Annotated in this window: 25 protein-coding genes; 16 read left to right on the top strand and 9 right to left on the bottom strand. The window is 71.6% G+C overall.

Translation table 11 applies throughout. The features are described 5' to 3' along the window. The first annotated feature begins 48 nt into the window (after positions 1-48). The 14 genes from ACPCJR_RS09290 to ACPCJR_RS09225 all read left to right on the top strand — a co-directional run bounded on the left by ACPCJR_RS09290 (position 49) and on the right by ACPCJR_RS09225 (position 12,759). Positions 49-1,953, top strand: coding sequence for a peptidylprolyl isomerase (locus ACPCJR_RS09290; protein ID WP_391511885.1), 1,905 nt, complete (start codon positions 49-51; stop codon positions 1,951-1,953). A 7-nt stretch (positions 1,954-1,960) separates the two neighbouring features. Continuing rightward, positions 1,961-3,505 carry an anthranilate synthase component I gene (gene trpE, locus ACPCJR_RS09285; RefSeq protein ID WP_391511884.1) on the top strand — a complete coding sequence of 515 codons (1,545 nt, stop codon included), beginning with the start codon at positions 1,961-1,963 and terminating at the stop codon, positions 3,503-3,505. Between the two features lie 152 nt (positions 3,506-3,657). Next, positions 3,658-4,260 (top strand): anthranilate synthase component II, encoded by a 603-nt coding sequence (locus ACPCJR_RS09280; protein WP_391511883.1) that lies wholly within the window; start codon positions 3,658-3,660, stop codon positions 4,258-4,260. 200 nt (positions 4,261-4,460) lie between these two features. After that, complete coding sequence (trpD, locus tag ACPCJR_RS09275; RefSeq protein ID WP_391511882.1) at positions 4,461-5,474, top strand: anthranilate phosphoribosyltransferase; 1,014 nt, start codon at positions 4,461-4,463, stop codon at positions 5,472-5,474. 33 nt (positions 5,475-5,507) lie between these two features. Next, positions 5,508-6,356: an indole-3-glycerol phosphate synthase TrpC gene (gene trpC, locus ACPCJR_RS09270; protein WP_391511881.1), complete on the top strand. Its 849-nt coding sequence runs from the start codon at positions 5,508-5,510 to the stop codon at positions 6,354-6,356. Then, positions 6,353-6,841 (top strand): cyclic pyranopterin monophosphate synthase MoaC, encoded by a 489-nt coding sequence (gene moaC / locus ACPCJR_RS09265; RefSeq protein ID WP_391511880.1) that lies wholly within the window; start codon positions 6,353-6,355, stop codon positions 6,839-6,841. Before trpC ends, moaC begins: the two co-directional genes overlap by 4 nt. Beyond that, on the top strand, positions 6,838-8,067 hold the full coding sequence (glp, locus tag ACPCJR_RS09260) for a gephyrin-like molybdotransferase Glp (protein WP_391511879.1): 1,230 nt from the start codon (positions 6,838-6,840) through the stop codon (positions 8,065-8,067). Before moaC ends, glp begins: the two co-directional genes overlap by 4 nt. A gap of 94 nt (positions 8,068-8,161) precedes the next feature. After that, positions 8,162-8,488: a type II toxin-antitoxin system RelE/ParE family toxin gene (locus tag ACPCJR_RS09255; RefSeq protein ID WP_391511878.1), complete on the top strand. Its 327-nt coding sequence runs from the start codon at positions 8,162-8,164 to the stop codon at positions 8,486-8,488. Positions 8,489-8,498: 10 nt separating this feature from the next. Beyond that, complete coding sequence (locus tag ACPCJR_RS09250) at positions 8,499-8,792, top strand: helix-turn-helix domain-containing protein (RefSeq protein ID WP_391511877.1); 294 nt, start codon at positions 8,499-8,501, stop codon at positions 8,790-8,792. 174 nt (positions 8,793-8,966) lie between these two features. Then, positions 8,967-9,428, top strand: coding sequence for a 3-hydroxyacyl-ACP dehydratase FabZ (gene fabZ, locus ACPCJR_RS09245; protein WP_391511876.1), 462 nt, complete (start codon positions 8,967-8,969; stop codon positions 9,426-9,428). Between the two features lie 5 nt (positions 9,429-9,433). Continuing rightward, on the top strand, positions 9,434-10,240 hold the full coding sequence (lpxA, locus tag ACPCJR_RS09240; protein WP_391511875.1) for an acyl-ACP--UDP-N-acetylglucosamine O-acyltransferase: 807 nt from the start codon (positions 9,434-9,436) through the stop codon (positions 10,238-10,240). A 10-nt stretch (positions 10,241-10,250) separates the two neighbouring features. Beyond that, positions 10,251-11,099 carry an LpxI family protein gene (locus ACPCJR_RS09235; protein WP_391511874.1) on the top strand — a complete coding sequence of 283 codons (849 nt, stop codon included), beginning with the start codon at positions 10,251-10,253 and terminating at the stop codon, positions 11,097-11,099. Continuing rightward, complete coding sequence (lpxB, locus tag ACPCJR_RS09230; RefSeq protein ID WP_391511872.1) at positions 11,096-12,280, top strand: lipid-A-disaccharide synthase; 1,185 nt, start codon at positions 11,096-11,098, stop codon at positions 12,278-12,280. Before ACPCJR_RS09235 ends, lpxB begins: the two co-directional genes overlap by 4 nt. Next, positions 12,277-12,759 carry a YaiI/YqxD family protein gene (locus tag ACPCJR_RS09225; RefSeq protein WP_391511871.1) on the top strand — a complete coding sequence of 161 codons (483 nt, stop codon included), beginning with the start codon at positions 12,277-12,279 and terminating at the stop codon, positions 12,757-12,759. Before lpxB ends, ACPCJR_RS09225 begins: the two co-directional genes overlap by 4 nt. A gap of 154 nt (positions 12,760-12,913) precedes the next feature. Here ACPCJR_RS09225 and gltA read toward each other — a convergent pair whose 3' ends face one another. Together gltA and gltX are read right to left on the bottom strand one after the other, a co-directional pair. Next, positions 12,914-14,203 carry a citrate synthase gene (gene gltA, locus ACPCJR_RS09220; RefSeq protein WP_391511870.1) on the bottom strand — a complete coding sequence of 430 codons (1,290 nt, stop codon included), beginning with the start codon at positions 14,201-14,203 and terminating at the stop codon, positions 12,914-12,916. 533 nt (positions 14,204-14,736) lie between these two features. Beyond that, entirely contained in the window at positions 14,737-16,161 is a 1,425-nt protein-coding gene (gene gltX, locus ACPCJR_RS09215; protein WP_391511869.1) for a glutamate--tRNA ligase, read from the bottom strand. A gap of 156 nt (positions 16,162-16,317) precedes the next feature. Between gltX and ACPCJR_RS09210 the strand changes: the two genes are divergently transcribed. Further along, positions 16,318-18,576: a ComEC/Rec2 family competence protein gene (locus tag ACPCJR_RS09210; protein ID WP_391511868.1), complete on the top strand. Its 2,259-nt coding sequence runs from the start codon at positions 16,318-16,320 to the stop codon at positions 18,574-18,576. Here the strand turns inward: ACPCJR_RS09210 and lexA are convergent. After that, on the bottom strand, positions 18,570-19,295 hold the full coding sequence (gene lexA, locus ACPCJR_RS09205; RefSeq protein ID WP_391511867.1) for a transcriptional repressor LexA: 726 nt from the start codon (positions 19,293-19,295) through the stop codon (positions 18,570-18,572). The two genes, ACPCJR_RS09210 and lexA, sit on opposite strands and share 7 nt — an antisense overlap. A 167-nt stretch (positions 19,296-19,462) precedes the next feature. Continuing rightward, entirely contained in the window at positions 19,463-20,338 is an 876-nt protein-coding gene (locus tag ACPCJR_RS09200) for a DUF1236 domain-containing protein (RefSeq protein ID WP_391511866.1), read from the bottom strand. A gap of 436 nt (positions 20,339-20,774) precedes the next feature. On the opposite strand from ACPCJR_RS09200, the gene ACPCJR_RS09195 reads away from it, so the two are divergent. Further along, complete coding sequence (locus ACPCJR_RS09195; RefSeq protein WP_391511865.1) at positions 20,775-22,130, top strand: MFS family transporter; 1,356 nt, start codon at positions 20,775-20,777, stop codon at positions 22,128-22,130. 7 nt (positions 22,131-22,137) lie between these two features. Here ACPCJR_RS09195 and ACPCJR_RS09190 read toward each other — a convergent pair whose 3' ends face one another. The 5 genes from ACPCJR_RS09190 to ACPCJR_RS09170 form a co-directional block, all read right to left on the bottom strand. After that, positions 22,138-22,962, bottom strand: a complete 825-nt coding sequence (locus ACPCJR_RS09190; RefSeq protein WP_391511864.1) for a 3-keto-5-aminohexanoate cleavage protein — start codon at positions 22,960-22,962, stop codon at positions 22,138-22,140. A 14-nt stretch (positions 22,963-22,976) separates the two neighbouring features. Next, on the bottom strand, positions 22,977-24,056 hold the full coding sequence (locus ACPCJR_RS09185; RefSeq protein ID WP_391511863.1) for a tartrate dehydrogenase: 1,080 nt from the start codon (positions 24,054-24,056) through the stop codon (positions 22,977-22,979). A gap of 82 nt (positions 24,057-24,138) precedes the next feature. Beyond that, positions 24,139-24,585 carry a hypothetical protein gene (locus tag ACPCJR_RS09180; protein ID WP_391511862.1) on the bottom strand — a complete coding sequence of 149 codons (447 nt, stop codon included), beginning with the start codon at positions 24,583-24,585 and terminating at the stop codon, positions 24,139-24,141. Positions 24,586-24,703: 118 nt separating this feature from the next. Beyond that, positions 24,704-25,582 (bottom strand): aldo/keto reductase, encoded by an 879-nt coding sequence (locus ACPCJR_RS09175; RefSeq protein WP_391511861.1) that lies wholly within the window; start codon positions 25,580-25,582, stop codon positions 24,704-24,706. A gap of 84 nt (positions 25,583-25,666) precedes the next feature. After that, the gene (locus ACPCJR_RS09170) at positions 25,667-26,449 is read right to left on the bottom strand and encodes a hypothetical protein (protein ID WP_391511860.1); all 783 of its coding nucleotides are present in this window, start codon (positions 26,447-26,449) and stop codon (positions 25,667-25,669) included. Positions 26,450-26,573 lie beyond the last annotated feature (124 nt).

Below are 26,573 nucleotides of genomic sequence, written 5' to 3'. Positions count from 1 at the left end.
CGCGCGCGTTCGGGCCTCTTTTCGCGTGGTTTCAGGTCCGGGCGTCCGATGCTCCAGTCCATTCGCAGCGCCAGCCAGCACTGGCTCGGCAAGATCGTGCTGTCGGTGATCTTCACCTTCCTGATCGCGGGCGTGGCGATCTTCGGTGTGGAAGAGTTCTTCCGCGGCGGCTCGAGCAGCACCGTGGTCACGGTCGGCAAGACCCCGATCTCGGCCGAGGAGGTGCGCACCGCCTACCAGAACCAGCTCCAGCGCTATCAGGCCCAGATGAAGCGGACGCTGACGCCCGACCAGGCGCGGGCGATGGGCCTGGAGCGCCAGGTTCTGGCCCAGCTCGTCACCGAGGCGGCGCTCGACCAGAAGACCACGGATCTCGGCCTTGCCGTCTCCGACGCGGCGGTGCTGCGGGCGATCCAGGACGAGCCGAGCTTCAAGAACGCCAACGGCACCTTCGACCGCACGCTGTTCTATCAGACGCTGCAGCGGGCGGGCCTGAACGAGCCGATGTTCGTGCGCGAGCAGCGCTCGGTCATCGCCCGGCTGCAGCTCGCCGATTCCATCGTCTCGGAATTGCCGGTGCCGCAGGCGCTGCGCGAGGCGGTGCACCGCTACTCCACCGAGCGCCGCGCCGCCGCGGTGCTGAGCCTGGCGCCCTCCGCCGCGGGCGAGATCCCGGCGCCGACGGACGAGGAGCTCACGGCCTACTTCGACAACAACAAGGCCTCCTACCGCGCCCCCGAATACCGCAGCCTGAACCTGCTGGTGCTGGAGCCCGAGGCGCTGGCCAAGCCCGAGGAGGTCACCGAGGAGGATGCCCGGACGGCCTATCAGGCCAACCAGAGCCGCTTCGGCAAGCCGGAACGGCGCACGATCCAGCAGATCAGCTTCCCCGACGAGGCCGCCGCCCGGGAGGCGCGGGCCAAGATCGAGAGCGGCGAGGAGCCGTTCGAGGCGGTGGCCGCCGCCCGCGGGCTCGACCCGAAGCAGCTCGACCTCGGCACGCTGGCCAAATCCGAGCTGTTCGACCCGGCGGTCGGCAACGCCGCCTTCGCCCTGGAGCCCGGCAAGGTGAGCGAGCCGGTCAAGGGCCGCTTCGGCACCGTGCTCCTGCGCGTGACCGCGATCGAGCCCGGTTCGATCAAGCCCTTCGAGGAGGTGAAGGACGAGGTCCGCAAGGAGGTGGCGCTGCGGCGCGTCCGCGAGAGCGGCTTCGACAAGGCGCAGGATGCCATCGAGGATGCCCGCGCCGCGGCCAAGCCGCTCGCCGAGATCGCGGGGGAGCGCGGACTCACGCTCGTGACGATTCCCGCCGTGGACGCCCAGGGCAACGACCCGTCCGGCCAGCCCGTCACCGGCATTCCCGACAAGGAGACCACGCTTCCGGCCGCCTTTCGCGCCGATGTCGGCAACGACACCGAGGCCCTGCGCACCAAGAGCGGCGGCGCGATCTGGTACGATGTCGTGAAGATCGACCCCTCCCGCGAGAAGACGCTGGCGGAGGTGCGCGACGCCGTCGTGCAGGGCTGGACCCGGGCCGAGACCGACCGGCGTCTCGTGGCCAAGTCCAAGGAGCTGACCGAGCGCCTGGAGAAGGGCGAGGCCATCGAGACCCTGGCGCAGGAGACCGGCCTGCCGCTCAAGGAGGTGACCGAGATCGGCCGCAGCCAGAGCAAGGACGACCTCTCTCCCGAGATCGTCGAGCGGATCTTTACCACGCCGGTCGGCAAAGCGGCCTCGGCGCCCTCCGGCGACGGGCGCGCCGTGTTCAAGGTGACGGCCGCGACCATGCCGGCCTTCGTGCCGGGCACGGCGGCCGACGGGCAGCTCGTGAACTCCCTGCGCACGGCGCTCGCCGACGACGTCCTCGGCGAGTTCATCTCCGAGGTGCAGAAGAGCGCGGGCGTGAAGGTCAACCAGACCGCCTTCCGGCGGGCGCTGGGCGGCGAGTACTGAGGCGTCGATGAGCCAGTCTGCACAGGGGCCTGCGCAAGGGGCTGCTCACGAGGCGGTGGCGCAAGCCTACGCGGCGGGACGGCCGAGCCTACTCGGCCTCACCCTGGTGGCCGATCTCGAAACGCCGGTGGCGGCCTTCCTGAAGCTGAAGGCGGGGCATGCCGGCCCCGGCTTCCTGCTCGAATCGGTCGAGGGCGGCGCCGTGCGCGGGCGCTACTCGATGATCGGGCTCGACCCCGACCTGATCTGGCGCTGCCGCGACGGGCGCCCCGAGATCGCCCGCGACGCGGCGCTCACCGACTTCGCGCCCGACACGCGCGCGCCGCTCGAGTCGCTGCGGGCCCTGATCGCCGAAAGCGCGGTGGGGGACGACGCGCAGAGCGCCGCCCTGCCGCCGATGGCGGCGGGCCTGTTCGGCTATCTCGGCTACGACATGGTCCGCGCCATGGAGCGGCTGCCCGAGCCCAACCCCGACCCGCTCGGCGTGCCGGATGCGATCCTCGTGCGCCCGCGGGTCATGGTGGTGTTCGACGCGGTGGCCGACGCGCTCACCGTCGTTACCCCGGTGCGCCCCGCCGACGGCGTCGGCGCGACGGCCGCCCTGGAGGCGGCGCAGGCCCGCCTCGACCGGGTGGCGGAGGCCCTCGAAGGCCCTCTGCCGGTCGAGGCCCGGGCGGATGGGGCGAGCCTGCCCCCGCCCTCCCCCGTCTCGAACACCGAGCCGGAGGCCTTCCTCGGGATGGTGGCGCGGGCGAAGGAGTACATCGTCGCCGGCGACATCTTCCAAGTGGTGCTGTCGCAGCGCTTCGAGGCGCCCTTCACCCTGCCCGCCTTCGCGCTCTACCGCTCCTTGCGCCGCACGAATCCGGCGCCCTTCCTATGCTACCTCGACTTCGAGGCGTTCCAGGTCGTCTGCTCCTCGCCGGAGATCCTGGTTCGGGTGCGCGAGGGCAAGGTGACGATCCGGCCGATCGCCGGAACCCGGCCGCGGGGCGCGACGCCCGCCGCGGACAAGGACCTGGCGGAGGAACTGCTGGCCGACCCGAAGGAGCGCTCCGAGCACCTGATGCTGCTCGATCTCGGCCGCAACGATGTCGGCCGCGTCTCGCGGATCGGCAGCGTCACCGTCACGGGTTCGTTCTTCCTGGAATACTATTCCCAGGTCATGCACATCGTCTCGAACGTCGAGGGCGATCTCGATCCGGCCCACGACGCCCTCTCGGCGCTCGCCGCCGGATTCCCCGCCGGTACCGTCTCGGGCGCGCCCAAGGTGCGGGCGATGGAGATCATCGACGAGCTGGAGCGCGAGAAGCGCGGACCCTATGGCGGCTGCATCGGCTATTTCGGCGCGCGCGGCGAGATGGACACCTGCATCGTCCTGCGCACGGCGATCGTGAAGGACGGACGCATGCACGTGCAGGCGGGGGCCGGCATCGTCTACGATTCCGATCCGGCTTCCGAGCAGCAGGAATGCGTGAACAAGGCCAAGGCCTTGTTCCGCGCGGCGGAGGATGCGGTGCTCTTCGCGAGCCGGGCGAAGCGGGGGCAGTAGGCGCGCCGGCGCGCCGTCTTGACTTGCCGGCGGCCCAGCGCCACCCCTCTCGCTCACGGCTATCCCGACACCACCCTCATCCTTCGAGGCCGCTCCGCGGCACCTCAGGATGAGAGCGTGTCTGGGACGCAAGGCGCCACGGCTGAGTTTCGATGTCCAACGTCCTCGTCATCGACAACTACGATTCCTTCACCTGGAATCTCGTCCACCTGATCGGCCCGCTCTGCGGGCGCATCGACGTGGTGCGCAACGACGCGATCGACGTCGCCGGCATCCGCGAGCGGGCGCCGGACGCGCTCGTGCTCTCGCCCGGGCCCTGCACGCCCAACGAGGCCGGGATCTGCCTCGACGCGGTGCGGGAATTGGGGGCCGAGATCCCGATCTTCGGCGTCTGCCTCGGCCTCCAGACCATCGGGCAGGCCTATGGCGGCGATGTTGTGCGGGCGCCCTCCCCCATGCACGGCAAGATTTCGACGATCCGGCACGAGGCGAAGGGCGTCTTCCGCGGCATCAACGAGGGCTTTTCCGCCACCCGCTACCACTCGCTGGTGGTGGACCGGGCGAGCTGCCCCGACGATCTCGCGGTGACGGCGGAGGCGGACGGGCTCATCATGGGGCTGCAGCACCGCGACCTGCCGGTCCACGGCGTGCAGTTCCACCCCGAGAGCATCCTCTCGAACCACGGCACGCAGATCCTGCGCAACTTCCTCGACATCGCCGCCGCGTGGCGGAAGGAGTCCGCGGCCCGCGCGTGACAAGGGCGGGCGAGCCGTGCATTGACGAGGCACGACCCTCCTCCCTCCCCCCTCTGCGGGGGAGGGTGCCTCGCGGATGCGAGGCGGGAGAGGGGCCGGCTCAGGTTCTTCCGGACGCGGCGCTCCCCTCACCCGACCCTCGCCGACGCGAGGGCCACCCTCTCCCGCGGAGGGGAGAGGAGTTGAGCAGAGCCCGACCCATGGACGCCTTCAAATCCCACCTTGCGGCCATCGCGGCCGGCGCCCCGCTGAGCCGGGAGCAGGCCCGCGCCGCCTTCGACGACCTGCTCTCGGGCGAGGTGACGCCGATCCAGGCCGGCGCCTTCCTCACCGCGCTCGCGGTGCGCGGGGAGAGCGAGGACGAGATCGTCGGCGCGGTCTCGGCGATGCGCGCGCGGATGCTGCCCGTCGCGGCGCCGGCAGGCGCCATCGACATCGTCGGCACGGGCGGGGACCATTCGGGCAGCTACAACGTCTCGACGCTGGCCGCGATCCTCACCGCCGCCTGCGGCGTGCCGGTGGCCAAGCACGGCAACCGCGCCGCCACCTCCCGCTCGGGTGCCGCCGACGTGCTCGCGGCGCTCGGCGTCAAGATCGGCCTGGCCCCGGACGCGCTCGCTCGATGCCTCGCGGAGGCCGGGCTCTGCTTCATGTTCGCGCAGACGCATCACGGCGCCATGCGCCACGTCGCGCCGATCCGCACCGAACTGCCGTTCCGCACCATCTTCAACATGCTGGGGCCGCTCTCGAACCCGGCCGGGGTGACGGCGCAGGTCTTCGGCGTCTCGCGCGCCGCCTGGGCCGAGCCGCTGACGCGGGTTCTGGCCACGCTCGGCAGCCGCCGGGTCTGGACCGTGCACGGCTCGGACGGGCTCGACGAGATCACCACCACCGGCCCGACCGCCGTCGTCGCTCTGGAGGACGGCGCGCTCTCGCACTTCACCGTCGATCCGTGCGAGGTCGGCCTGCCGCTCGCGACCCTGGAGGATCTGCGCGGGGGCGACCCCGAGCACAACGCCGTGGCCCTGAGCGCGGTGCTGGAGGGCGCCCGCAACGCCTATCGCGACATCGCCGTGCTGAACGCGGGCGCCGGGCTCGTGGTGGCGGGCGCGGCCGGCACGCTGGCCGAGGGCGTCGCGCGAGCGCAGGACGCGATCGATTCGGGCGCGGCGCGGGCGACGCTCGCCCGCCTCGTCGCCGTTTCCAATGCGTGATAGACGGCCTCGAACGCTTCCAAGGAATAGCCGATGGACGACATCGTGGCCGACGTGACCGCCGCTTCGGCGCCGGAACGGACGAGCGTGCTGGCGCGCATCGAGGCCTACAAGCGCCGCGAGATCGCCGAGGCGAAGCTGCGCCTACCGCTCGCCAAGCTCGAGAAGCAGGTCGCCAGGGCCGAGGCTCCGCGCGGCTTTGCCGACGCCATCGCCGCCCACATCGCCGCCGACCGCCCGGCCCTGATCGCCGAGATCAAGAAGGCCTCGCCCTCCAAGGGTCTGATCCGCGCCGATTTCGACCCGAAGACGCTGGCGAGGGCCTATGCCGAGGGCGGCGCCACCTGCCTCTCGGTCTTGACCGACACCCCCTCCTTTCAGGGCGCGCCCGAGTTCCTGACGGAAGCGCGCGCGGCCTGCGATCTGCCGGTCCTGCGAAAGGACTTCCTGTTCGAACCCTATCAGGTCTACGAGGCGCGCGCCTGGGGTGCCGATTGCGTCCTCGTCATCATGGCCTGCCTCGACGATGCGGAGGCCGCCGCCATCACCGAGACGGCGCACGATCTCGGCATGGACGTGCTGGTCGAGGTCCATGACGCGCAGGAGCTGGAGCGCGCCCTGCCGCTCGGCACGCGGCTGGTCGGCGTCAACAACCGCAACCTCAAGACCTTCGAGGTTTCGTTCGAGACGGCGATCTCCCTGAAGCCGGGCATCCCCGCCGACCGCATCGCCGTGGCCGAGAGCGGTATCGGCTCCCACGCAGACGTGCGGCGCCTCAAGGAGCACGGGCTCAACACCGTGCTGGTCGGCGAGAGCCTGATGCGCCGGCCCGACGTGACGGCGGCGACCCGCGCGCTGCTGTTCGGCGAGGCCGGGCGGTGAGCGGCGCCCTCACGCATATCGACCGCACCGGCGCGGCCAACATGGTCGATGTCTCGGACAAGGCCGCGACCTCCCGCACGGCGCTCGCCGAGGGCGTGGTGGTGATGCGGCCCGAGACGCTGGCGCTGATCCGCGAGGGCGATGCCAAGAAGGGCGACGTGATCGGCACCGCGCGGCTCGCCGGCATCATGGCGGCCAAGCGCACCCACGAGCTGATTCCCCTCTGCCACCCGCTGCTGATCACCAAGGTGCGCCTGACCTGCGAGCCCGACGACGCCCTGCCGGGCCTGCGGCTCACCGCGGAGGTGAAGGTGCAGGGCCAGACCGGCGTAGAGATGGAGGCGCTCACCGCCGTCTCGGTCGCCTGCCTGACGGTCTACGACATGGTCAAGGCGGCCGATCGGGGCATGCGCATCGAGGGCATCCGCCTGCTGTCGAAGGAGGGCGGCAAGTCCGGGTCCTGGAGCGCGGAGGCCGGGGCTTGAGCGGCCTCCTTTCCGTCGCCGACGCACTGGCCCGAATCCTCGCGGCGATCCCCGGTCCGGTCGAGGCCGAGACCGTGGCCGTGCAGAGTGCGGCCGGCCGGACGCTGGCCGCCGATCTCGCCGCCACCCGCACGCAGCCCCCCTTCCCGGCCTCCGCCATGGACGGCTACGCCGTGCGCGCCGCCGACATCGCCCCGGTTCCGGCAAGCCTGCGCCTGATCGGCACCAGCGCCGCCGGCCACGGCTTCTCCGGGACGCTCGGACCCGGCGAGGCGGTCCGCATCTTCACCGGCGCACCCGTGCCGGCCGGCGCCGACGCGATCCTGATCCAGGAAAACGCCGAGGCCGACGGCGAGACCGTGACCGCCCGCGAGCCCGTCGCCGCGGGCCGGTTCCTGCGCGGGGCCGGGCTCGACTTCCGGGAGGGCGACACCCTCCTGAGAGCGGGCGAGACCCTCGATGCACGCCGGCTCGCGCTCGCCGCCAGCGCCGGCCACGCCGCGCTGTCGGTGCGCCGCAGGCCGCGGCTGGCCGTGCTCGCGACCGGCGACGAACTGGTGCGGCCGGGCGAGCGGCCCGAATGGGATCAGATCGTCGCCTCGAACGGCCTCGCGCTCGCCGCCCTCGGGCAGGAGGCCGGCGCCGAGACCATCGATCTCGGCATCGCCGCCGACGATATCGGCGCCCTGCGGGACGCCGTGAGCCGCGCCCGGACGGCGGGAGCGGATCTCCTCGTCACCCTCGGTGGCGCCTCGGTCGGCGACCACGATCTCGTCCAGGCGGCGCTCGGCGCGGAAGGCATGGAGCTCGGCTTCTGGCGGGTGGCTCTGCGCCCCGGAAAGCCCCTGATGCACGGGCGTCTCGGGCCGATGCTCGTGATCGGGCTGCCGGGCAACCCGGTCTCCTCGATCGTCTGCGGCCTGCTCTTCGTGGTGCCCGCGCTCCGCGCCCTGCTCGGCGATCCGCGCGCGGGCGAGGACCGCAGCGAGCCCGCCCTCCTCGGCCGCGACATGCCGGAGAACGACGCGCGCCAGGACTATCTGCGCGCACGGCTGGAGCTGGCGCCGGACCGGTTGCCGGTCGTCCACCCGGAGACGCGGCAGGATTCCTCGATGCTCGCGGTGCTGGGCGCCAGCGAGGCCCTGCTGATCCGTCCGCCCGACGCGCCCCCCGCCCGGGCCGGCGATCCCTGCCGGATCATCCGGCTCGACCGCCGCATCGTCTGATCGCCGGCGTGACGGCCGGCCCGCTCGCGCCGACTCGTCCGAATTGTCGTCTCTGCGCCATTGACGTAGGTTGGCGGTCCGCTCATCTGTCTTCATGGCCGACCCGCTCCAGACCGTCATCGAGACCGAGATCGACCTTCGGTCGGCGGAGCGCCTGATGACTGCACAGGAGCGCGCCGCGGTCGTGGATTTCTTCGCGGCCGACCCATCGGCCGGCGACGTGATCCCCGGCACGGGTGGACTGCGAAAGGTGCGTGTGCCGCTGGCCGGGCGCGGCAAGCGCGGGGGAGCAAGGGTCATCACGTGTTTCGTGCACGCGCGCGGCGTGTATCTGCTCCTGGCCTACGCGAAGAACGAGCAGGCCAACCTGACGCCGGCCCAGGCGCAGATGCTGGCGCGGTTGGTCGAGACGCTGTTTTGAGGACGGGGCGATGGACGAGTCGACCTTCGATGCGCTGAAACGAAGCCTGGAGCAGGCCGGCGCGCACGCCCGTGGCAAGACCGTTCCCGGTCTTCGGGTGCACGTCCCCGACGACATCGACGTGGCGGCCGTGCGAAAGGCCTCCGCGCTGTCGCAGGACGCCTTCGCGCGACGGATCGGCGTCGCCGTCGGCACCCTTCGCAATTGGGAGCAGCGTCGTCGGCGGCCGGAAGGGCCGGCCCGCGTGCTGCTGGCGCTGCTCGAGAAGAATCCGCGCCTCGTCGAGGAGACGCTCGGCGGTTGAGGCCGCTTCTCTCCCGACAACCGGCACGTATCCCGGCCCGGGAAGCGTCCGGAATCGCAAAAGTCTTGCATCCGCCCGATTTTCTGCCGAAGAGGGCGGCCTTCACCGGATAAAGGTCACCGGATCGAGTGGCGGAAGCCGCCGGGCAAGCGTGGGCTGGGAGTGTTGGGACCGATGAGCGAGACGCGGGAGCTGAGTTCGGCCGACATCCAGAAGGTGCTGGAACTGCTGCCCCACCGCTATCCCTTCCTCATGATCGACCGCATCATCGAGATCGACCGGGACGAGAGCTGCATCGGCATCAAGAACGTCACCGCCAACGAGCCGCAATTCACCGGGCACTTCCCCGGCCTGCCGGTCTTCCCCGGCGTGCTGCTGATCGAGGGCATGGCCCAGACGGCCGGGGCGATCTGCTGCCGCCACATCATGAGCGATGAGCTGCGCACCAAGCAGGTCTTCTTCATGACCATCGACAAGTGCAAGTTCCGCAAGCCCGTCGTGCCCGGCGACCAAGTCCGCTTCCACATGACGAAGATGAACCAGCGCAAGACGATGTGGTGGTTCCGCGGCGAGGCCCGCGTCGACGGCGCGCTCGTGGCGCAGGCCGAGATCGGCGCCATGCTGGTGACGGAGTGAAGTCTGTGCCCGAGGGAATCCACCCGAGCAGCGTCGTCGAGGACGGCGCCCGTCTCGGGGACGGCGTCAGGATCGGTCCGTTCTGCCATATCGGGCCCGAGGTGGTGCTGGGCGAGGGCTGCGAACTCGTCAGCCACGTCGTGCTCGCCGGCCGGACCACAATCGGCCCGCGCACCCGCCTCTATCCCTTCGCCTCCATCGGCCACCCGCCGCAGGACCTGAAGTACCGCGGCGAACCCTCGACGCTCGCCATCGGCGCGGATTGCCTGATCCGCGAGGGCGTCACCATGAATCCCGGCACCGCGGGCGGCGGCCTGGAGACGGTGGTGGGCAACCACTGCACCTTCCTCGCCAACAGCCATGTCGGCCACGATTGCCGGGTGGGCGATCACGTCGTCTTCTCGAACAACGTCATGCTCGCCGGCCATTGCACGGTGGGCAACTACGCGATCCTGGGCGGCGGCGCCGCGGTGATCCAGTTCGCCCGCGTCGGCGATCACGCCTTCGTCGGCGGCCTGTCCGGCCTGGAGAACGACTGCATCCCCTACGGCATGGCACTCGGCAACCGCGCCTACCTCTCCGGTCTCAACATCATCGGCCTGCAGCGCCGCGGTTTTTCGCGCGAGGACATCCATGCCCTGCGCCGGGCCTACCGGCTGCTCTTCGCGCAGGAGGGCACGCTGATGGAGCGCGTCGAGGACGTGGCCGCCGAGTTCGACACCCATCCCGCGATCCGCGAGATCCTCGCCTTCATCCGGGAGGGCGGCAAGCGCTCGATCTGCACGCCCCGCGCCGTCGCCGCGGCCGCCTGAGGCCATCGGCGTGGTCGATCCCGCCCGGCCCCTCGCCCTGGTGGCCGGTGCGGGCCGCCTGCCGGAACTCGTGGCGGCCTCGCTCGACCGGGCCGGCCGTCCCTTCCGGGTGCTCGCGGTTCGCGGCTTCACCGAGCGGGCGATGCGCCGCCGGGCCGATGCCGTGGTCGACCTTCTCGACATCCCCGGCACCTTGCACATCCTGCGGGAATGGGCGCCGGCCGCGGTGGTCCCGGCGGGCGGCGTGACCCGCCCGAGCCCGGCGGCACTGCTGAACGCGGCCCATGCCGTGCGCAACCGCGACATCCTCAAGAGTCTCGCCGGCGGCGACGACCGGCTGCTCCGCGCGGTCCTCGCGCTCTTGGAGGAGAACGGGCACCGGGTGCTCGGCGTCCACGAGGTGGCGCCCGATCTGCTCGGCCGGCCAGGCCGGCTCGGCCGCCTGGAGCCGGACGCCGCCGCCGCCCTCTCGATCGCCACGGGTCGGGCCATGCTCGGCGCGCTGAGTCCGTTCGACGTAGGCCAGGCCGCCGTGGTGGCCGCCGAGCGCATCGTCGCGGTGGAGGGGCCGGAGGGCACCGACCGGATGCTCGCCCGCGCCCGCGCGCTCGGCCGCAAGCCCTTCGGCCGCGGAACGGCGCCCAAGGGCACCGTGCTCGTCAAGCTGCCCAAGCTCGGCCAGGATCTGCGCATCGACCTGCCCGCTATCGGCCCGCGCACCGTGCGCCGGGCCGCGGATGCGGGCTGCGCCGGCATCGCCATCGGTGCCGGCCATACCCTGGTGATCGATGCGCCGCAGACCGTCGCGGCGGCGGATGCCGCCGGCCTGTTCCTGATCGGCGTGGAGGTCGCGCCATGACGCACGGCGCGACGCCCCGCACGACCCATCGGCGCATCTGGCTCGTCGCGGGCGAGGATTCCGGCGACCAGCTCGGCGCCAAGCTGATCCGGGCGCTGCGCGCGCTCTCCCCCGAGGCGCTGACGCTGGGCGGCGTCGGCGGCGAGGCCATGGAGACGGAGGGCTTCCGCTCGCTCTTCTCCATCGATGACGTGGCGGTGATGGGATATCTCCCGGTTCTCGCCCGCGCCCGCACGCTGCTGCGGCGCATCCGCGAGACCGTGGACGACGTGGTCGCGGCGCGGCCGGACGTGCTCGTCATCATCGACAGCCCCGGTTTCACCCACGCCGTGGCGACCCGCGTGCGCAAGCGACTGCCGGACCTGCCTATCGTCGATTACGTCTCGCCGAGCGTCTGGGCCTGGCGGCCCTGGCGCGCCAAGGGCATGGTGCCCTTCATCGACCACGTGCTCGCCCTGCTGCCCTTCGAGCCGGAGGCGCATCGCCGCCTGGGCGGGCCCGCCTGCACCTATGTCGGCCATCCCCTGATCGAGCGTCTGGCCGAACTCCGGCCCTCGCCCGAAGAGGCGGCGATCCGCGAGGGGCGCCCGCCGATCCTCGCGGTGCTGCCGGGCTCGCGCCGCTCCGAGATCGAGCGGCTGATGCCGGTCTTCGGCCGGACGGTCGCGGATCTGGCCCGGCGGATCGGGCCGTTCGAGATCGAGCTGCCGGCGGTGAGCCGCCACCGCGCCCTGATCGAGCGTCTGGCCGTCGCCTGGGAGCGCCCGCCGCGCATCGTCCACGGCGAGGCGGCCAAGCACGCCGCCTTCCGCCGGGCGCGCGCCGCGCTCGCGGCCTCGGGCACCGTGACGCTCGAATTGGCGCTGGCCGGCGTGCCGATGGTGGTGGCCTACAAGGTCTCGCGGGTGGAGGAAGTCATCGCCCGCCGCCTGATCCAGGTGCCGACGATCGTGCTGCCGAACCTGATCCTCTCCGAGAACGCGATGCCCGAATTCGTCCAGGCCGCCTGCACCCCGGAGCGCCTCGCCGAAACGCTCGCGCCCCTCATGGCCGGCGGCCCGGCCCGGCGCGCCCAACTCGACGCGCTCGCCCGCATCGACGGGCGGATGCGGCTCTCGGAAGACGACGAGCCGAGCCGGGCGGCGGCGCGGATCGTGCTGGAGGCGCGGCGAGCGGCATGAGCGAGGACGCGACGGCCCCGGTGATCGCGATCTACGTCGATGCCGATGCCTGCCCGGTGAAGGACGAGGTCTACCGCGTCGCGGCCCGCTACGGGCTCCACGTCTACGTGGTCTCGAACGGCTTCCTGAACCTGCCGCGGGAGCCCTGGATCGAGCGTGTCGTCGTCGGCGACAAATTCGATGCGGCCGATGACTGGATCGCCGAGCGGGTGGGCCGCGGCAGCGTCGTCATCACGGCGGACGTTCCGCTCGCGAGCCGCTGCGTCAAGGCCGGCGCGGTCGCGCTCGCTCCGAACGGCAAGGCCTTCACCGAATCCTCCGTCGGCCTTGCGCTGGCGACCCGGAACCTGATGCAGGATTTGCGCGAGGCCGGCGCGATCACCGGCGGCCCCAGACCCTTCTCGCCGAAGGACCGCTCGGCCTTCCTCGGCGCGCTGGACCGCGTCGTGGTGCGCTTGAAGCGCGACCTGGGGCTTTGATCGGACGAAGATTGGGCCCCAACTCGCATCGGCGAGAGAACCGGCCCTGGAATGATAGCCGCGGCTTCGACCGCACGTCGTCATCGTGGGGACCACCGTGTCCTCGGCCCGGAAACGAAAAAGGGGCGCCGGAGCGCCCCCATCGTCGCCGCGATCAGCTGCGCTGGCCGATCGGCACGTAGTCGCGCCGGTCGGCGCCGACATAGAGCTGGCGCGGACGGCCGATCTTCTGGGACGGGTCCTCGATCATCTCCGCCCACTGCGCGATCCAGCCGACCGTGCGGGCCAGCGCGAACAGCACCGTGAACATCGAGGTCGGGAAGCCGAGCGCCTTCAGGGTGATGCCCGAGTAGAAGTCGATGTTCGGGTAGAGCTTCTTCTCGATGAAGTAGTCGTCCTTGAGGGCGATCTGCTCGAGCTGGATGGCGACTTCGAGGAGGTCGTCCTTCAGGCCGAGCTCGTTCAGCACCTCGTGGGTGGTCTTCTGCATGATGCGCGCGCGGGGGTCGTAGTTCTTGTAGACCCGGTGGCCGAAGCCCATCAGGCGGAAGGGGTCGTTCTTGTCCTTCGCCTTGGCGACGTATTTCTGCACGTTCTCGGGATGCCCGATCTCCATGAGCATCTTGAGCGCCGCCTCGTTGGCGCCGCCATGAGCCGGGCCCCAGAGGCAGGCGATGCCGGCGGCGATGCAGGCGAACGGGTTGGCGCCCGAGGAGCCAGCGAGCCGCACCGTCGAGGTGGAGGCGTTCTGCTCGTGGTCGGCGTGCAGGATGAAGATCTTGTCGAGCGCGCGGGCGTAGATCGGATTGACGACGTACTCCTCGCACGGCACCGCGAAGCACATCCGCAGGAAGTTCGAGGTGTAGTCGAGGTCGTTCTTCGGATACACGAAGGGCTGGCCGATCGTGTACTTGTAGGCCATCGCCGCCAGCGTCGGCATCTTCGCGATCATGCGAAGGGAGGCGATCATCCGCTGCTGCTCGTCCGAGATGTCGGTCGAGTCGTGGTAGAAGGCCGAGAGCGCGCCGACGCAGGCCACCATCACCGCCATCGGGTGGGCGTCGCGGCGGAAGCCCTGGAAGAAGCGGTTCATCTGGTCGTGCACCATGGTGTGGCGCGTGACCCGGTAGTCGAAATCGGCCTTCTGGGCCGAGCTCGGCAATTCGCCGAACAGCATCAGGTAGGCGGTCTCGAGGAAGTCGCCGTTCTCGGCGAGCTGCTCGATCGGGTAGCCGCGATAGAGCAGCACGCCCTCGTCGCCGTCGATATAGGTGATCTTCGACTCGCAGGAGGCGGTCGAGGTGAAGCCGGGATCGAAGGTGAACTTGCCGGTCTGGGCATAGAGCTTGCCGATATCGACCACGTCCGGGCCGATCGTTCCGGTCTTGATGGGCAGTTCGACGTTTTTGTCGCCCACGATGATGGTGCTGGCGGAAGCGCTCATGGGATCGCGGACCCTTTCTCGCGACGGGAACAGCACCGGAGCGAGAGTCGAGGCCGACTTCCGCTCCGTTGTGGCGCCGCAGCGAAAGGCTGCGCCCGCCCACTGAGGCACCGGGTTAGCGGATCGGCCGACGCCCTACAACGGTCCACCGCGCGCGGCTTCTTCGCAGATGCGAGAAACGGGCCGGTTCTGTCACCCGCCGGAAAGGATTAATCTCTCTTCCTTGCCGCCTTCGACGCCGCTCCGGCCCACGCCGCCCGACCCGGTTCGGCCATACGGGGGATCATGGTCTCAAGACGGCCCCGCCCGCAAGTCGCCCTGCGCCGCGATTCTTCGGGTGGCCGTCGCCTGTAAGCCCTTTGCGTCCCGCGAAAGCCGGCCGAAGCCGGCGCGGAAGGGTGCGACGCCGCGGCCTGGAGCCGGATCGGCGCCGCTTGCCGCGCCGATAGGCCGCGTGCCTCGCGGCCCGAGCGTTTCCTTCGAGGCTTGCCTTCGAGCGTTTCCTTCGAGGCTTGCCTTCGAGCCTTGGGCGTTCAGGCGGAGAGCCGGTCGCGCAGGCGCCCGAGCGCCTCGTCCCGACCGAGCACGGCCATCACGTCGAAGACCGGCGGAGAGGTGGCGCGGCCCGTCAGCGCCGCGCGCAACGGCTGGGCGACCTGACCGAGCTTGACGCCTTCGCTCTCGGCAAAGCCGCGCACGGCGGCCTCCGTGCTCGCCGCGTCCCACTCCGGCAGGGCTTCGAGCGCGGGTAGGAGCGCCCGCAGCCGGGCCGGCGCCTCGCCCGCCAGCAGCGCTTCGGCCTTGGCGTCGAGGGCGAGCGGCCGGGATGCGGTGAGGTAGTAGGCGCTGTCGAGGAGTTCGACGAGGGTCTTGGCCCGCTCCTTGAGGCCCGGCATCGCGGCCGTCAGCTTTTCGCGCAAGGCCGGCGTCAGCGTCTCCGGCAGGCCGCGCTCGGCGCCGCGGGCGGGCAGAATCGCCTCGATCGCATCGACGAGATCCGAATCGGCGCTGCCGCGGATGTAGAGGCCGTTCAGGCTCTCCAGCTTGGTGAAGTCGAACCGCGCCGCAGAGCGGCCGATCGCCTTCAGGTCGAAGGCCGCGATCATCTCCTCGGTGGAGAAGACCTCCTGATCGCCGTGGCTCCAGCCCAGGCGCACGAGGTAGTTGCGCAGGGCCGCGGGCAGGTAGCCGCGGTCGCGGTACTCCTCGACGCCGAGCGCGCCGTGGCGCTTCGAGAGCTTGGCCCCGTCCGCCCCGTGGATGAGCGGGATATGCGCCATGGCGGGCACGTCCCAGCCGAGCGCCCGGTAGATCTGGCTCTGGCGGGCGGCGTTGGTGAGGTGGTCGTCGCCGCGGATCACCTGCGTCACGCCCATGTCGTGGTCATCGACCACCACGGCCAGCATGTAGGTCGGGGTGCCGTCCGAGCGCAGCAGCACGAGGTCGTCGAGGTCGCGGTTGGCCCAGGTGACGCGGCCCTGCACCGCATCCTCGACCACGGTCTCGCCCTCGGTGGGCGCGCGCAGGCGGATCACCGGCTTGACCCCCTCCGGCGCCTCGGACGGGTCGCGGTCGCGCCAGCGCCCGTCGTAGCGCGGCGCGCGGCCCTCGGCGCGGGCCGTCTCGCGCATCTGCGTGAGTTCGTCCGCCGTGGCGTAGCAGTGATAGGCGTGGCCTGCGGCGAGCAGGCTCTCGGCCACCGCCCGGTGCCGGTCGGCCCGGGCGAACTGGTAGATCACGTCGCCGTCCCAATCGAGGCCGAGCCAGCGCATCCCGTCGAGGATCGCGTCGATCGCCCCTTGCGTCGAGCGCTCCCGGTCGGTGTCCTCGATCCGCAGCAGCATGCGTCCGCCGAAGCGGCGGGCATAGAGCCAGTTGAAGAGGGCCGTGCGCGCCCCCCCGATGTGAAGGAAGCCCGTGGGCGAAGGCGCAAAGCGCGTGACGACCGGTGACGACATCGGCGGCTGGGAGGCTTCTTTGAAAAAGTACGGGATGGCGGGAGGGCGGCCTCGGCCGGTCTCGGCGGGCGTGTAGCACGAGGAAGCGGATGCGTTAAGAATCCGTCATCATCGCCGGTCGTGCGTCGAGCGCATCGGTCCGAGGGCGCGCACATCATGGCGGAGGGCGGCGGCAGGGTGGTGCGGGGGGCGATCCCAGCCCTCGCCGCCGGCCGTTTCCTCGGGCCGGCGGGCGTCTGGCAGGGCGGCCGGCACTGGCTCGGCCAGGGCCTCGCCCGCGAGGCGGAGCAGCGCCGCCTGTTCCCCTGGCTCGCCGTGGCGTTCGGGGCCGGCATCCTCCTCTTCTTCACGGCGACCGACGGCGAGCCTTCGCTCGTCGCGCCCCTGGTCGGCGCCGGCCTGAGCCTCGCCGTGACGCCGCTGCTTAGGGCCCGGCCCGGATGGCTCGCGCTCGCGCTGGCCGTCGCGGCCGTCTTCCTCGGCTTCGCCGCGGGTGTCCGGCGCGTCGCCGCGGTGTCGGGGCCGGTTCTCACCCGGGTGACGATCGCACCACTCTCCGGCCTCGTCGAAGGGCTCGAGGAGCGCGAGGGCGGCGCGCGCCTGATCGTGCGGGTCGACAGCTTCGGCACGCTCGACGCGGCGACCCGCCCGCGCCGGGTGCGGGTCTCCTACCGGGCGGCTCAAGCGGTGCGGCCGGGGGACGCCATCCGCGCCACCGCCCGCCTGCTGCCGCCCCCGGAGGCGGTGCAGCCGGGCGGCTACGACTTCGCCCGCGACGCCTATTTCCGCGGGATCGGGGCCGTCGGCTCCCTCGTCGGCAAGGTCGAGGTCGGGCCGCCGGCCGAGACCCCGCCCCTGACCCTGCGGCTGGCCGCGGCGATCGACGACGCCCGCAACGGCCTGACCCGGCGGATCACCGACGCGATCGGCGGGCAGGCCGGGGCCGTGGCGGCGGCGCTCGTCACGGGCAAGCGCGGCCTGATCGCGGCCGGGACCAACGACGTGCTCCGAGCAGCCGGGATCTACCACGTCGTCTCGATCTCCGGCCTGCACATGGTGCTGGCCGCGGGCGTGGTGTTCTGGCTGGTGCGGGCCGGGCTCGCGCTGGTGCCGGCGCTCGCGCTGACCTGGCCCATCAAGAAGATCGCCGCCGGGGCGGCGATGGTCGGCGTGACCGCCTATTGCGCCTTCTCCGGCTGGGACGTGGCGGCCGAGCGGGCGCTGATCATGACGCTGATCATGCTCGGCGCGATCCTCGTCGATCGTCCGGCGCTGAGCATGCGCAACCTCGCGCTGGCCGCCCTCGTCGCGCTGGCGCGCGAGCCGGAGGCGCTGCTGGGGCCGAGCTTCCAGATGTCGTTCGGGGCGGTGGCCGGCCTGATCGCCTGCGCGCCGCTGATCGACGGCCGGCTGCTGCGGGCGGAGGGCCGCTCCCGTCTCGGGCGCGTCGCGGCCTCGGCGGCGGCGGCAATTCTCGGCACGCTCGCCACGACCCTCGTGGCGCAGGTCGCGACGGCGCCCTTCGCGACCTATCACTTCCAGACGGTGCAGCCCTTCGGTCTCGTCGGCAACGCGCTGACCCTGCCGCTCGTCTCGCTCGCGGTGATGCCCTCGGCGGTCATCGGGATGCTGGCCTATCCCTTCGCCCTCGACCGCCCGGTCTGGTGGCTGATGGGCCTCGCCGTGCGCGGGATGCTGGAGATCTCGTCTTGGATCGCCGGGTTCGGGCAGGCCACCGTGGTGCTGCCGGCCTTCGGCCCGGCGGCCCTGGCGCTGCTCGCCGCCGCGCTTCTCGTGGCGACCCTGGCCGTGTCGCGGCTGCGCCTTCTGGCGCTGCTACCGGCCACGATCGGCCTCGCCCTGGCCGGCGCTCCGGATCGCTTCGATCTCTACGTCGATCGCGATGGCGGCGGCGCGGCGGTCCGCGGCAGGGACGGCCGGCTGATCGTGCTGGGGCGCCCACCGGTCTTCGTTCTGGAGCAATGGTTGAAGGCCGACGGCGATCCGCGCCGTCCCGACGCCGCCCTGGCTGCGGCAGGCCCCCGCTGCGACCGTCTTGGCTGCACCCTCACGACCGCCGACGGGCGCGCCGTCGCCTTCGTGACCGACAAGCGCGCCTTCGCGGAGGATTGCGCCCGGGCCGAGATCCTGATCAGCCGCCTGCGCGCGCCGCCGGGCTGCGCAGCGCCCCTGGTCGTCGATCGCGCCTTCCTGGTGGAGCGGGGCGCCACGGCGATTCGCCTTCGCCCGGCCGGCCCCGACATCGTCACGGCCCGCGGTGCCGGCGCGGCCAAACCCTGGCATCCGCAGCCCCCGGTCGCCCCGCCGATGCCGGCGGCCGCGCCGGACAAGGCGCCGACCGCCGGCCCGGAGACGGCGGACCCGGTCGATCCGCCGCCCGACGAGCCTCAGTAGCGGCGCACGAGGCTGACCAGCTTGCCCTGGATGCGCACGCGATCCGGGCCGAGCACGCGGGTCTCGTAAGCGGGGTTGGCCGCTTCGAGGGCGATGGAGGTGCCGCGGCGGCGCAGGCGCTTGAGGGTCGCCTCCTCGTCGTCGATCAGGGCGACGATGATGTCGCCATTATTGGCGGTGTCCTGCTTGTGGATGACCACCAGATCGCCGTCGAGGATGCCGGCCTCGACCATCGAATCACCGCGCACCTCCAGGGCGTAGTGCTCGCCGCCGGAGAGGAAGTCCGGCGACATCGCGATGGTGTGGCTCTGGCTCTCGATCGCCGAGATCGGCGTACCGGCGGCGATGCGGCCCATCACCGGCACCATCACCGAACGTCCGTTCCCGTCTTGGGCCTGCAGCATCGGCGGCTTCGGCGCGGGCGGCTTGCCGGCAAGGCCCCCCTCGACCACGCTCGGGGTGAAGCGGCGCGGCTCGGCGCCCGCCGCGGGCCTGGCCGCCGGCGCGTCGGGCATGCGCAGGATCTCGATGGCCCGCGCCCGATTCGGAAGGCGGCGCAGGAAGCCGCGCTCCTCCAGCGCCATGATCAGGCGGTGGATGCCGGACTTGGACTTGAGGTCGAGGGCGTCCTTCATCTCGTCGAAGGACGGCGGCACGCCGCTCTCCTGCATCCTCTGCTGGATGAACTGGAGCAGCTCGAGTTGCTTGCGGGTCAGCATGCGGCACCTGCTGTCGACCGCGGGCCGGGGGCGCCGCAGAATCGTGGAAAACAAAGCACGAACAGCCTAGACGTTCCTCTCCTGTTCCGCAAGCGCGTGCCGCGACACGCGAAAGGCGGCGGAGCCCTCGCCCCGCCGCCTCCGTTCTCGACCGTTCGCCCGTCGAATCAGGCGGGAATCACGTCGACGATCTCGTAGGTATCGGGATCGATGATGACGATGTCGTCTCCGACCAGCACGAACTGCAGGCCGCGATAGGCCGGCACGACCGAGAGGATGGCCGGCGGCAGCGGGTGCAGCGACACGGAGCGCGGGATCGCCGTGCCGACGCGGACGGAGAAGTTCACGTTCGTGACCGGGCGGATGTTGGTGCGGGTGATCGACTGGCGGAACTCCGTGCGCTGAGTGGTGCTCAGGCTCTTGGAGGCCCCGCGCGCCTCGCTGGCCGAGCCTCGGCCGCCCCGGTCGCCCGCACGATCTCCGTCGCGGCCGCCGCGCTCGCCGGCCGCGTCACGTCCACCGCGGCCGTCGCGGTCGCCCGCCCCGTCGCGGTCGGCCTTGCCGGGTTCGCGGTCGCCGCGCTCTCCCTGACCGGCGCGCCCGCCCTGTTCGCCGGCTCGGGCCGGGCCGCCGTCGCGGTCGCCGCGAGGACCCGTCTCGCTGCCGCCGGTGCCGCGCGCGGCACCCCCGGCTCCGCCGGCCGCACCGCCGCCCGCCTCGCCGCCGCGGGCTCCGCCGGTCTCCGCACCACCGCGGGCGCCGCCCGCTCCGCCACCGACCTCACCCGCACCGCCACGGGCGCCGCCGCCCGCGCCGCCGATACTTCCGGCTCCGCCGCCCGCACCGCCGCCGGGGCCACCGCCGCCGCCCGCGCCACCGGCCCCCATTCCGGCGCCACCGCCGGCTCCGCCGCCCGCACCACCGCCGGCTCCGCCGCCTGCGCCACCACCGGCGCCGCCCGCGCCGCCACCCTGAGCCAGGGCCGTCGCGGCGCCGAGTACGAGGATCGCCGCCGTCGCCGTGCTGCGAAAGAACTTCGTCATGTTCAAGGTCCTCTTGATGCCGGCGGCCGGACGCGGCCCCCAAACTGCGCTCGCAACGGCGCAAGGCTGAAAACCGTTCCGGCACCAAGGCGATCGGGATTCTTCGCCGGCTCTATCTTGGCAATTCATATACTTTCGCCGGGAAGACTGACGCGGCGAACGGGAACATCGCTATGTGTCTGGAAAATCTGTGAGAGAAGCGGGGCAATGACTTGGCGCCGCCGCTCCGCTCGCCTTCGACCGGAGCGTTCCGGAAGGCCGCGAGCCTACCCGGACGACGCGGGAAACGGGTGGAGCGACGCGCGAGGCTGAGACGGTCGCCCCATGCCTGTCATTCTCCGGGCGCCCGCCGGGTCGGCGCCGCGCGGCGGGCGCCTAGCTACGGTGCCGCCAGCGACGCTTCACGGCCCTCCGAGGCCGCTTTCGGGAGGAAGACATGGCGGAGATCGCCGAGACGGGACCGGACCAGGACGATGCCGCCGACCGCCGCCGCCGGATCATGGCGATCGTCGGATCGTCGTCGGGCAATCTCGTCGAGTGGTACGACTTCTACTGCTACGCCTTCTTCGCGCTCTACTTCGCCCCGGTCTTCTTCCCGACGGGCGACGCGACCAGCCAGCTGCTTCAATCGGCGGCGGTGTTCGCGGTGGGCTTCTTCATGCGGCCGATCGGCGGCTGGCTGTTCGGGCGCATCGCCGACCGGCTCGGGCGCAAGACCTCGCTGATGATCTCGGTGCTGATGATGTGCGCCGGCTCGCTCGCCATCGCGGTGCTGCCGACCCACGCCACCGTCGGCGGCCTCGCCCCCGTGCTGCTGGTCCTCGCGCGGATGGTGCAGGGCCTCTCGGTCGGCGGCGAGTACGGCACCAGCGCGACCTACATGAGCGAGGTCGCCGCCAAGGGCCAGCGCGGCTTCTACGCCTCGTTCCAGTACGTCACCCTGATCGGCGGGCAACTCCTCGCCTCGCTGGTGCTCGTGGTGTTGCAGAGCCTGCTGACCGAGGCCCAGCTCACCGCCTGGGGCTGGCGCATCCCCTTCGTGATCGGGGCGCTTGCGGCGGTGGTCGCCCTGTTCCTGCGCCGCTCCCTTCAGGAGACAACGAGCGCCGCGGACCGGAACGACGCGGAATCGGGCACCCTCGCCGCCCTGCTCCGGCATTGGCGGGCCTTCGCGGTGGTGCTGGCCTACACGGCCGGCGGCTCGCTCGCCTTCTACACGCTGACCACGTACATGCCGAAATATCTCTTCAACACCGCCCATCTCGACAAGGTCACCGCCTCGCGGATCACGACGGTGGCGCTGCTGGTCTACATGCTGATGCAGCCCTTCTTCGGCTGGATGTCCGACCGGATCGGGCGCAAGACCAGCATGCTGCTGTTCAGCGGCCTCGGCATGGTGGCGATCGTGCCGCTGATGACCGCCATCGGTGCCACGACCGACCCCGTGCTGTCCTTCGCCCTGGTCATGGTCGGGCTGACCATCATCAGTTTCTACACGGGCATCAGCGGCATCGTGAAGGCCGAGCTGTTCCCGACCCAGGTCCGGGCGCTCGGCGTGGGGCTCTCCTACGCCATCGCCAACTCGCTGTTCGGCGGCACGGCGGAGTACGTGGCGCTCCAGCTCAAGGATTGGGGAATGGAGAGCACGTTCTTCTGGTACGTCGCCGTGATCCTCGGCGTGTCCTTCATCGCCTCGCTGGTGATGCCGAACCCGAAGCGCCACGGCTATCTCGACGGCGACGGCACCGTCGAGGAGGCGCTGGGACGCAAACTCCGTCCGGCGGCGGCCTGACGGAGTCTCAGCCGAGGCGCAGGATCGCCCGCGCCTCGGCGGGCGTGGCCGGCCGGCCGCCGTGCTCGGCGCAGATCGCGGCGGCGAGCCGCACGAGATCCGCGTTGCCGTCGGCCAGCCGCTCCTTGGAGAGACGCACGTTGTCCTCCAACCCCGTGCGCACGCCGGCCGCCCCGCGGGCCAGCGCCCAGCCCATGGCGATGCTCTGATAGCGGCCGATGCCGAAGGCGCCCCAGCTCGCCTCCGGCAGGAGCCGGCCCGTCTCGGCGAGCAGCAGGTCGAGGAGGTGCGGGTCGGGCGGCAGCGCGTTGCGGATGCCGAGGACGAACTGCACGTGGACCCGAGGGTCGATGAGGCCCTCGTCCACGAGGCGGCGGGCGTTGTGGAGGTGGGTGAGATCGAAGATCTCGAGTTCGGGCCGCACGCCGTGCTCGCGCATCCGCCCGGCCATGGCCGTGAGGAGGCCGGCCGGGTTCTCGTAGACGCCCTCGCCGAAATTGACCGAGCCCGTCGTCAGCGAGGCCATGTCCGGCCGATGGACCAGGCAGGCGCCCCGCTCCGCCGGATCGCTTCCCGCCCCGCTCGTCGAAAATTGGACGATCATGTCCGGGCAATGCCGGCGGATGCCCTCCTGCACCCGCCCGAAGCGCTCGGGATCGAGGGAAGGGCTTTCGTCGTCCTCCCGCACGTGGATATGGGCCAGCGCCGCCCCGGCCTCGTAGGCGGCGTGGGTCGATTCGATCTGCTCGGAGGGCGTGATCGGCACGGTCGGGTTGTCGGCCCTGCGGGCGACCGAGCCGGTGATCGCCACCGTGACGACGACGGGTCTCATGGCGGCGGGCCCCCTCAGCCCAGGGCCTGTTCGACCGCGCGGCCGCAGGTCTGCGTGTCGGCGCTGCCGCCGAGATCGCGCGTGCGCAGGGACGGCTCGACGAGAACCCGCTCGATGCCGGCGACGATCTCGGCCGCGGCCTCCCGCTCCCCGAGATGCTCCAGCATCATCGCGCCCGACCAGATCTGCCCGATCGGGTTGGCGATCCCCTGCCCGGCGATATCGGGGGCCGAGCCGTGGACCGGCTCGAACACCGAGGGGAAGCGGCGCTCCGGATTGATGTTGCCCGAGGGCGCGATGCCGATCGTGCCGGTGCAGGCCGGTCCGAGATCGGACAGGATATCGCCGAACAGGTTCGAGGCGACCACCACGTCGAACCGATCCGGATTGAGCACGAAATGCGCGGTCAGGATGTCGATATGGTATTGATCCCAGCGGATATCGGGGTAGCCCTCGGCCACCGCGCGCACCCGCTCGTCCCAGTAGGGCATCGTGATCGAGATGCCGTTGGACTTGGTGGCCGAGGTCAGGTGCCGCTTCGGCCGGCTCTGGGCCAGCGCGAAGGCGAAGTTGAGCACCCGGTCGACGCCGTGGCGGGTGAAGATCGATTCCTGCACGGCGAACTCGCGCTCCGTGCCGGGGAACATGCGTCCGCCCGCGTTGGAATACTCGCCCTCGGTGTTCTCGCGCACGACCCAGAAGTCGATGTCGCCGGGCTCGCGGCCGGCGAGCGGCGAGGGCACGCCCGGCATCAGGCGCACGGGCCGCAGGTTGACGTACTGATCGAACTCCCGCCGGAACTGGATCAGCGAGCCCCAGAGCGAGATGTGGTCGGGCACGCGCTCGGGCATGCCGACGGCGCCGAAGAAGATCGCGTCGTGGCTGCCGATCCGCTCCTTCCAGTCCTCGGGCATCATCCGCCCGTTCGCCTCGTAGTAATCGCACGAGGCGAAATCGAACCAGTCCTGCTTGATCTCGAATCCGTGGCGCGCGGCGGCCCGTTCGAGCACCCGCACGCCTTCCGGCACGACCTCGTTGCCGATGCCGTCACCCGGAATGACCGCGATCCTGTAGCTGCGCTTTGCCTCGCCCATGCCGCTCGCCTTCGCTGGAAGCCCCGGCGCTTCCCTCGCGCCGGGGCGCGGCGGCGTCAATGGCGGCGATGCGGCGCGGGCGTCAGTTGATCGAGCCCGTGGTCTCCCCGGGGCAGGCTTCGGGGGCGCGGGTTCGCATCATCCGCTTGAGGCGCACGGGCTCGGAGCCGTCGGCGCTGTGCAGGGTGCCGACCAGGGCATCGGGGCCGGCGGTGCCGCGGAAGCTGACGAGGCCCGCCCCGGTCTGGAGATGGAACGCCACGTCCTTGGTCGTGTCGTCGACGGTGACGGCCGTCTCGATCGGCGCGGACAGGCCGGCGCCCTCGTAGACGAGGTTGTCGCCCGTCGGCCACCGCTTGAGCGTGACGCGCCGCCCCGCCCGGGCGCCGTCCTCGGGCAGCGTGCAGAGGTCGGCATAGACGTAGGTGCCCGAGACCCAGCCGGTCCGCGCCTGCACCGGACCGGCTCCCAGAGCCGCGACGGCGAGGCCGCCGATCAGGCCGAGACGAACGAAGTGCGCTGCCGTCATCGCGTCCGTGGCTCCCTGCCCGGCGAACCGAAGGTCCGCAACCGGTAAGCAAGCCCCGCGCCAGCGCCGGGTTCCTTCGCCGGCCGGACGCCGGGTGCGCGGGAACACGCGATCCGGCTCAGGCCGACGCCGTCTGCCACGCCGCGCGGCCCGCCCGGTCGAGGGCGTCGAAATCCTCGTCGCTGAGGGTGATGTCGGCGCCCGCCGCGTTCTGCGCGAGGTGATCGGGATCGCCTGTGCCGGGGATCGGCAGCATGACGGCCGAGCGCTTCAGGAGCCACGCCAGCGCCACCGCGCCGCCGCTGGCACCGAGGCGGCTCGCCACCGTCTCCGGCGTCGAGCCGGGACCGGCCAGGGCGCCCTTGTCGAGCGGCGCCCAGGGGATGAAGCCGATGCCGTGCCGCTCGCAATGGGCGAGCACCGCCTCGCTGGTGCGATCCACGAGGTTGTAGCGGTTCTGCACGCTCGCCACGGGGAAGACGCGTTGCGCGACCTCGATGTCCTCGACCGACACCTCGGAGAGGCCGACATGGCGGATCAGCCCCTCGTCCCGCATCCGGGCGATGGCCTCGAACTGCAGCTCGCGGGGGCAGTCCGGTCCGATCCGGTGGAGCTGCCAGAGATCGATGCGCTCGAGGCCCAGGCGCCTCAGGCTCATCAGCACGCATTGGCGCAGGTAGTCGGGATTGCCCACGGGCCGCCAGATATCGGGGCCGTGGCGGGTCAGGCCGCCCTTCGTGGCGATGACGAGGCCGTCATAGGGGTGGAGCGCCTCGCGGATCAGGTCCTCGCTGACGAAAGGACCGTAGCTGTCGGCGGTGTCGATCAGGTCGATGCCGAGGCGGGGAACGGCCCGCAGCGTGGCCAGGGCCTTCGCGCGGTCCGGCGGATCGCCCCAGATGCCGGCGCCCGTGATGCGCATCGCGCCGAAGCCGAACCGGTGGACCGTGAGATCTCCGCCCAGCGCGAAGGTGCCGGATGCCTGGACGCCCGCCATGCCTGTCTCCTTCCCGGGCCGAATCCCGGTGCCGGTCCAACCCCGGAGAGGGCCGGCGTGTCCGATCCGGCGGCGGCGGGCGCCCTAGAAATCGCGGATCAGGCGCAGGGCCGCCACGAGGCCGGCCGCGCGCCCGGTCCGGAATTCCGCGCCCAGGCCCGCCTGAAGGCTCGTCGCCTGCGAGAGGCGGACATGCAGCTGCGGGATGACGAGGAGGCGCGTCGTCCCGGCGGCGGCGAGGCCCCGGCGGAGATTGAGTTCGAGGCCGAGGACCGTCGCCGGCCCGAGATCGTAGAAGATCGACTGGTTGAGCAGAAGGTCGGTCGGCCCGAGCGGCCGGAGCCCGACCTGCCTCAGGCCGGCCATGGAGAGGCTGCTCCAGCGGGCGTCGAAGCGGTAGCCGGAGATGTAGAGCAGGGAATTCTCGGCCCTCGCGCGGTCGCGGTCGTACAGGCCGATATACTGCCAGCCGTGAATCCAGCGCCCGTCCGCCCCCGTCCCGAAGGTGCCCTGGAGCGCGGCCTTCACCTGTGCGAGGCGTCCGTCGGTAAAGGGAAGCTCGAACTCGACCGACTGGCCGTCGGCATAGGCGATCTCGATCTCGGGCGCCCAGTCCGTCGGCCCCCGGCGCAAGGGGCGGATGGCGAGCACGTTGACCTCGCGCTCCCCCGCCCGGGCGCCGAGGGGCCGGACGAGGTCGAACACCATCGGCTCGGGAATGAGCGGCCGCTGCGCGGCGAGCGGTTCCGCTCGAGCGGAGCCGCCATGGGCGGCGCTCAAGGCCGCGCAGCCGATCAGCACCCTTGCGAGGCCGGGCCGGATCAGGCGGGGCTCCGTGCCGGCCCGAACCGGCTCAGCGCCTCCCACGAAACGCCCGCCGCGCCGTCGCGTCGGACGGCACACGGTCGAGGACCGGGCCTCTCTCCAGGCACGCTGACGGCGGCATCGTGGGCTTTCCGCTCCGGGTGAGGTCGCGCTCTCCCCGATAGAC

This window comes from Methylobacterium sp. NPDC097929 (genome assembly GCF_049543375.1).
Lineage (GTDB): Bacteria > Pseudomonadota > Alphaproteobacteria > Rhizobiales > Beijerinckiaceae > Methylobacterium.
This window is presented reverse-complemented; position numbering and strand designations above follow the sequence as displayed.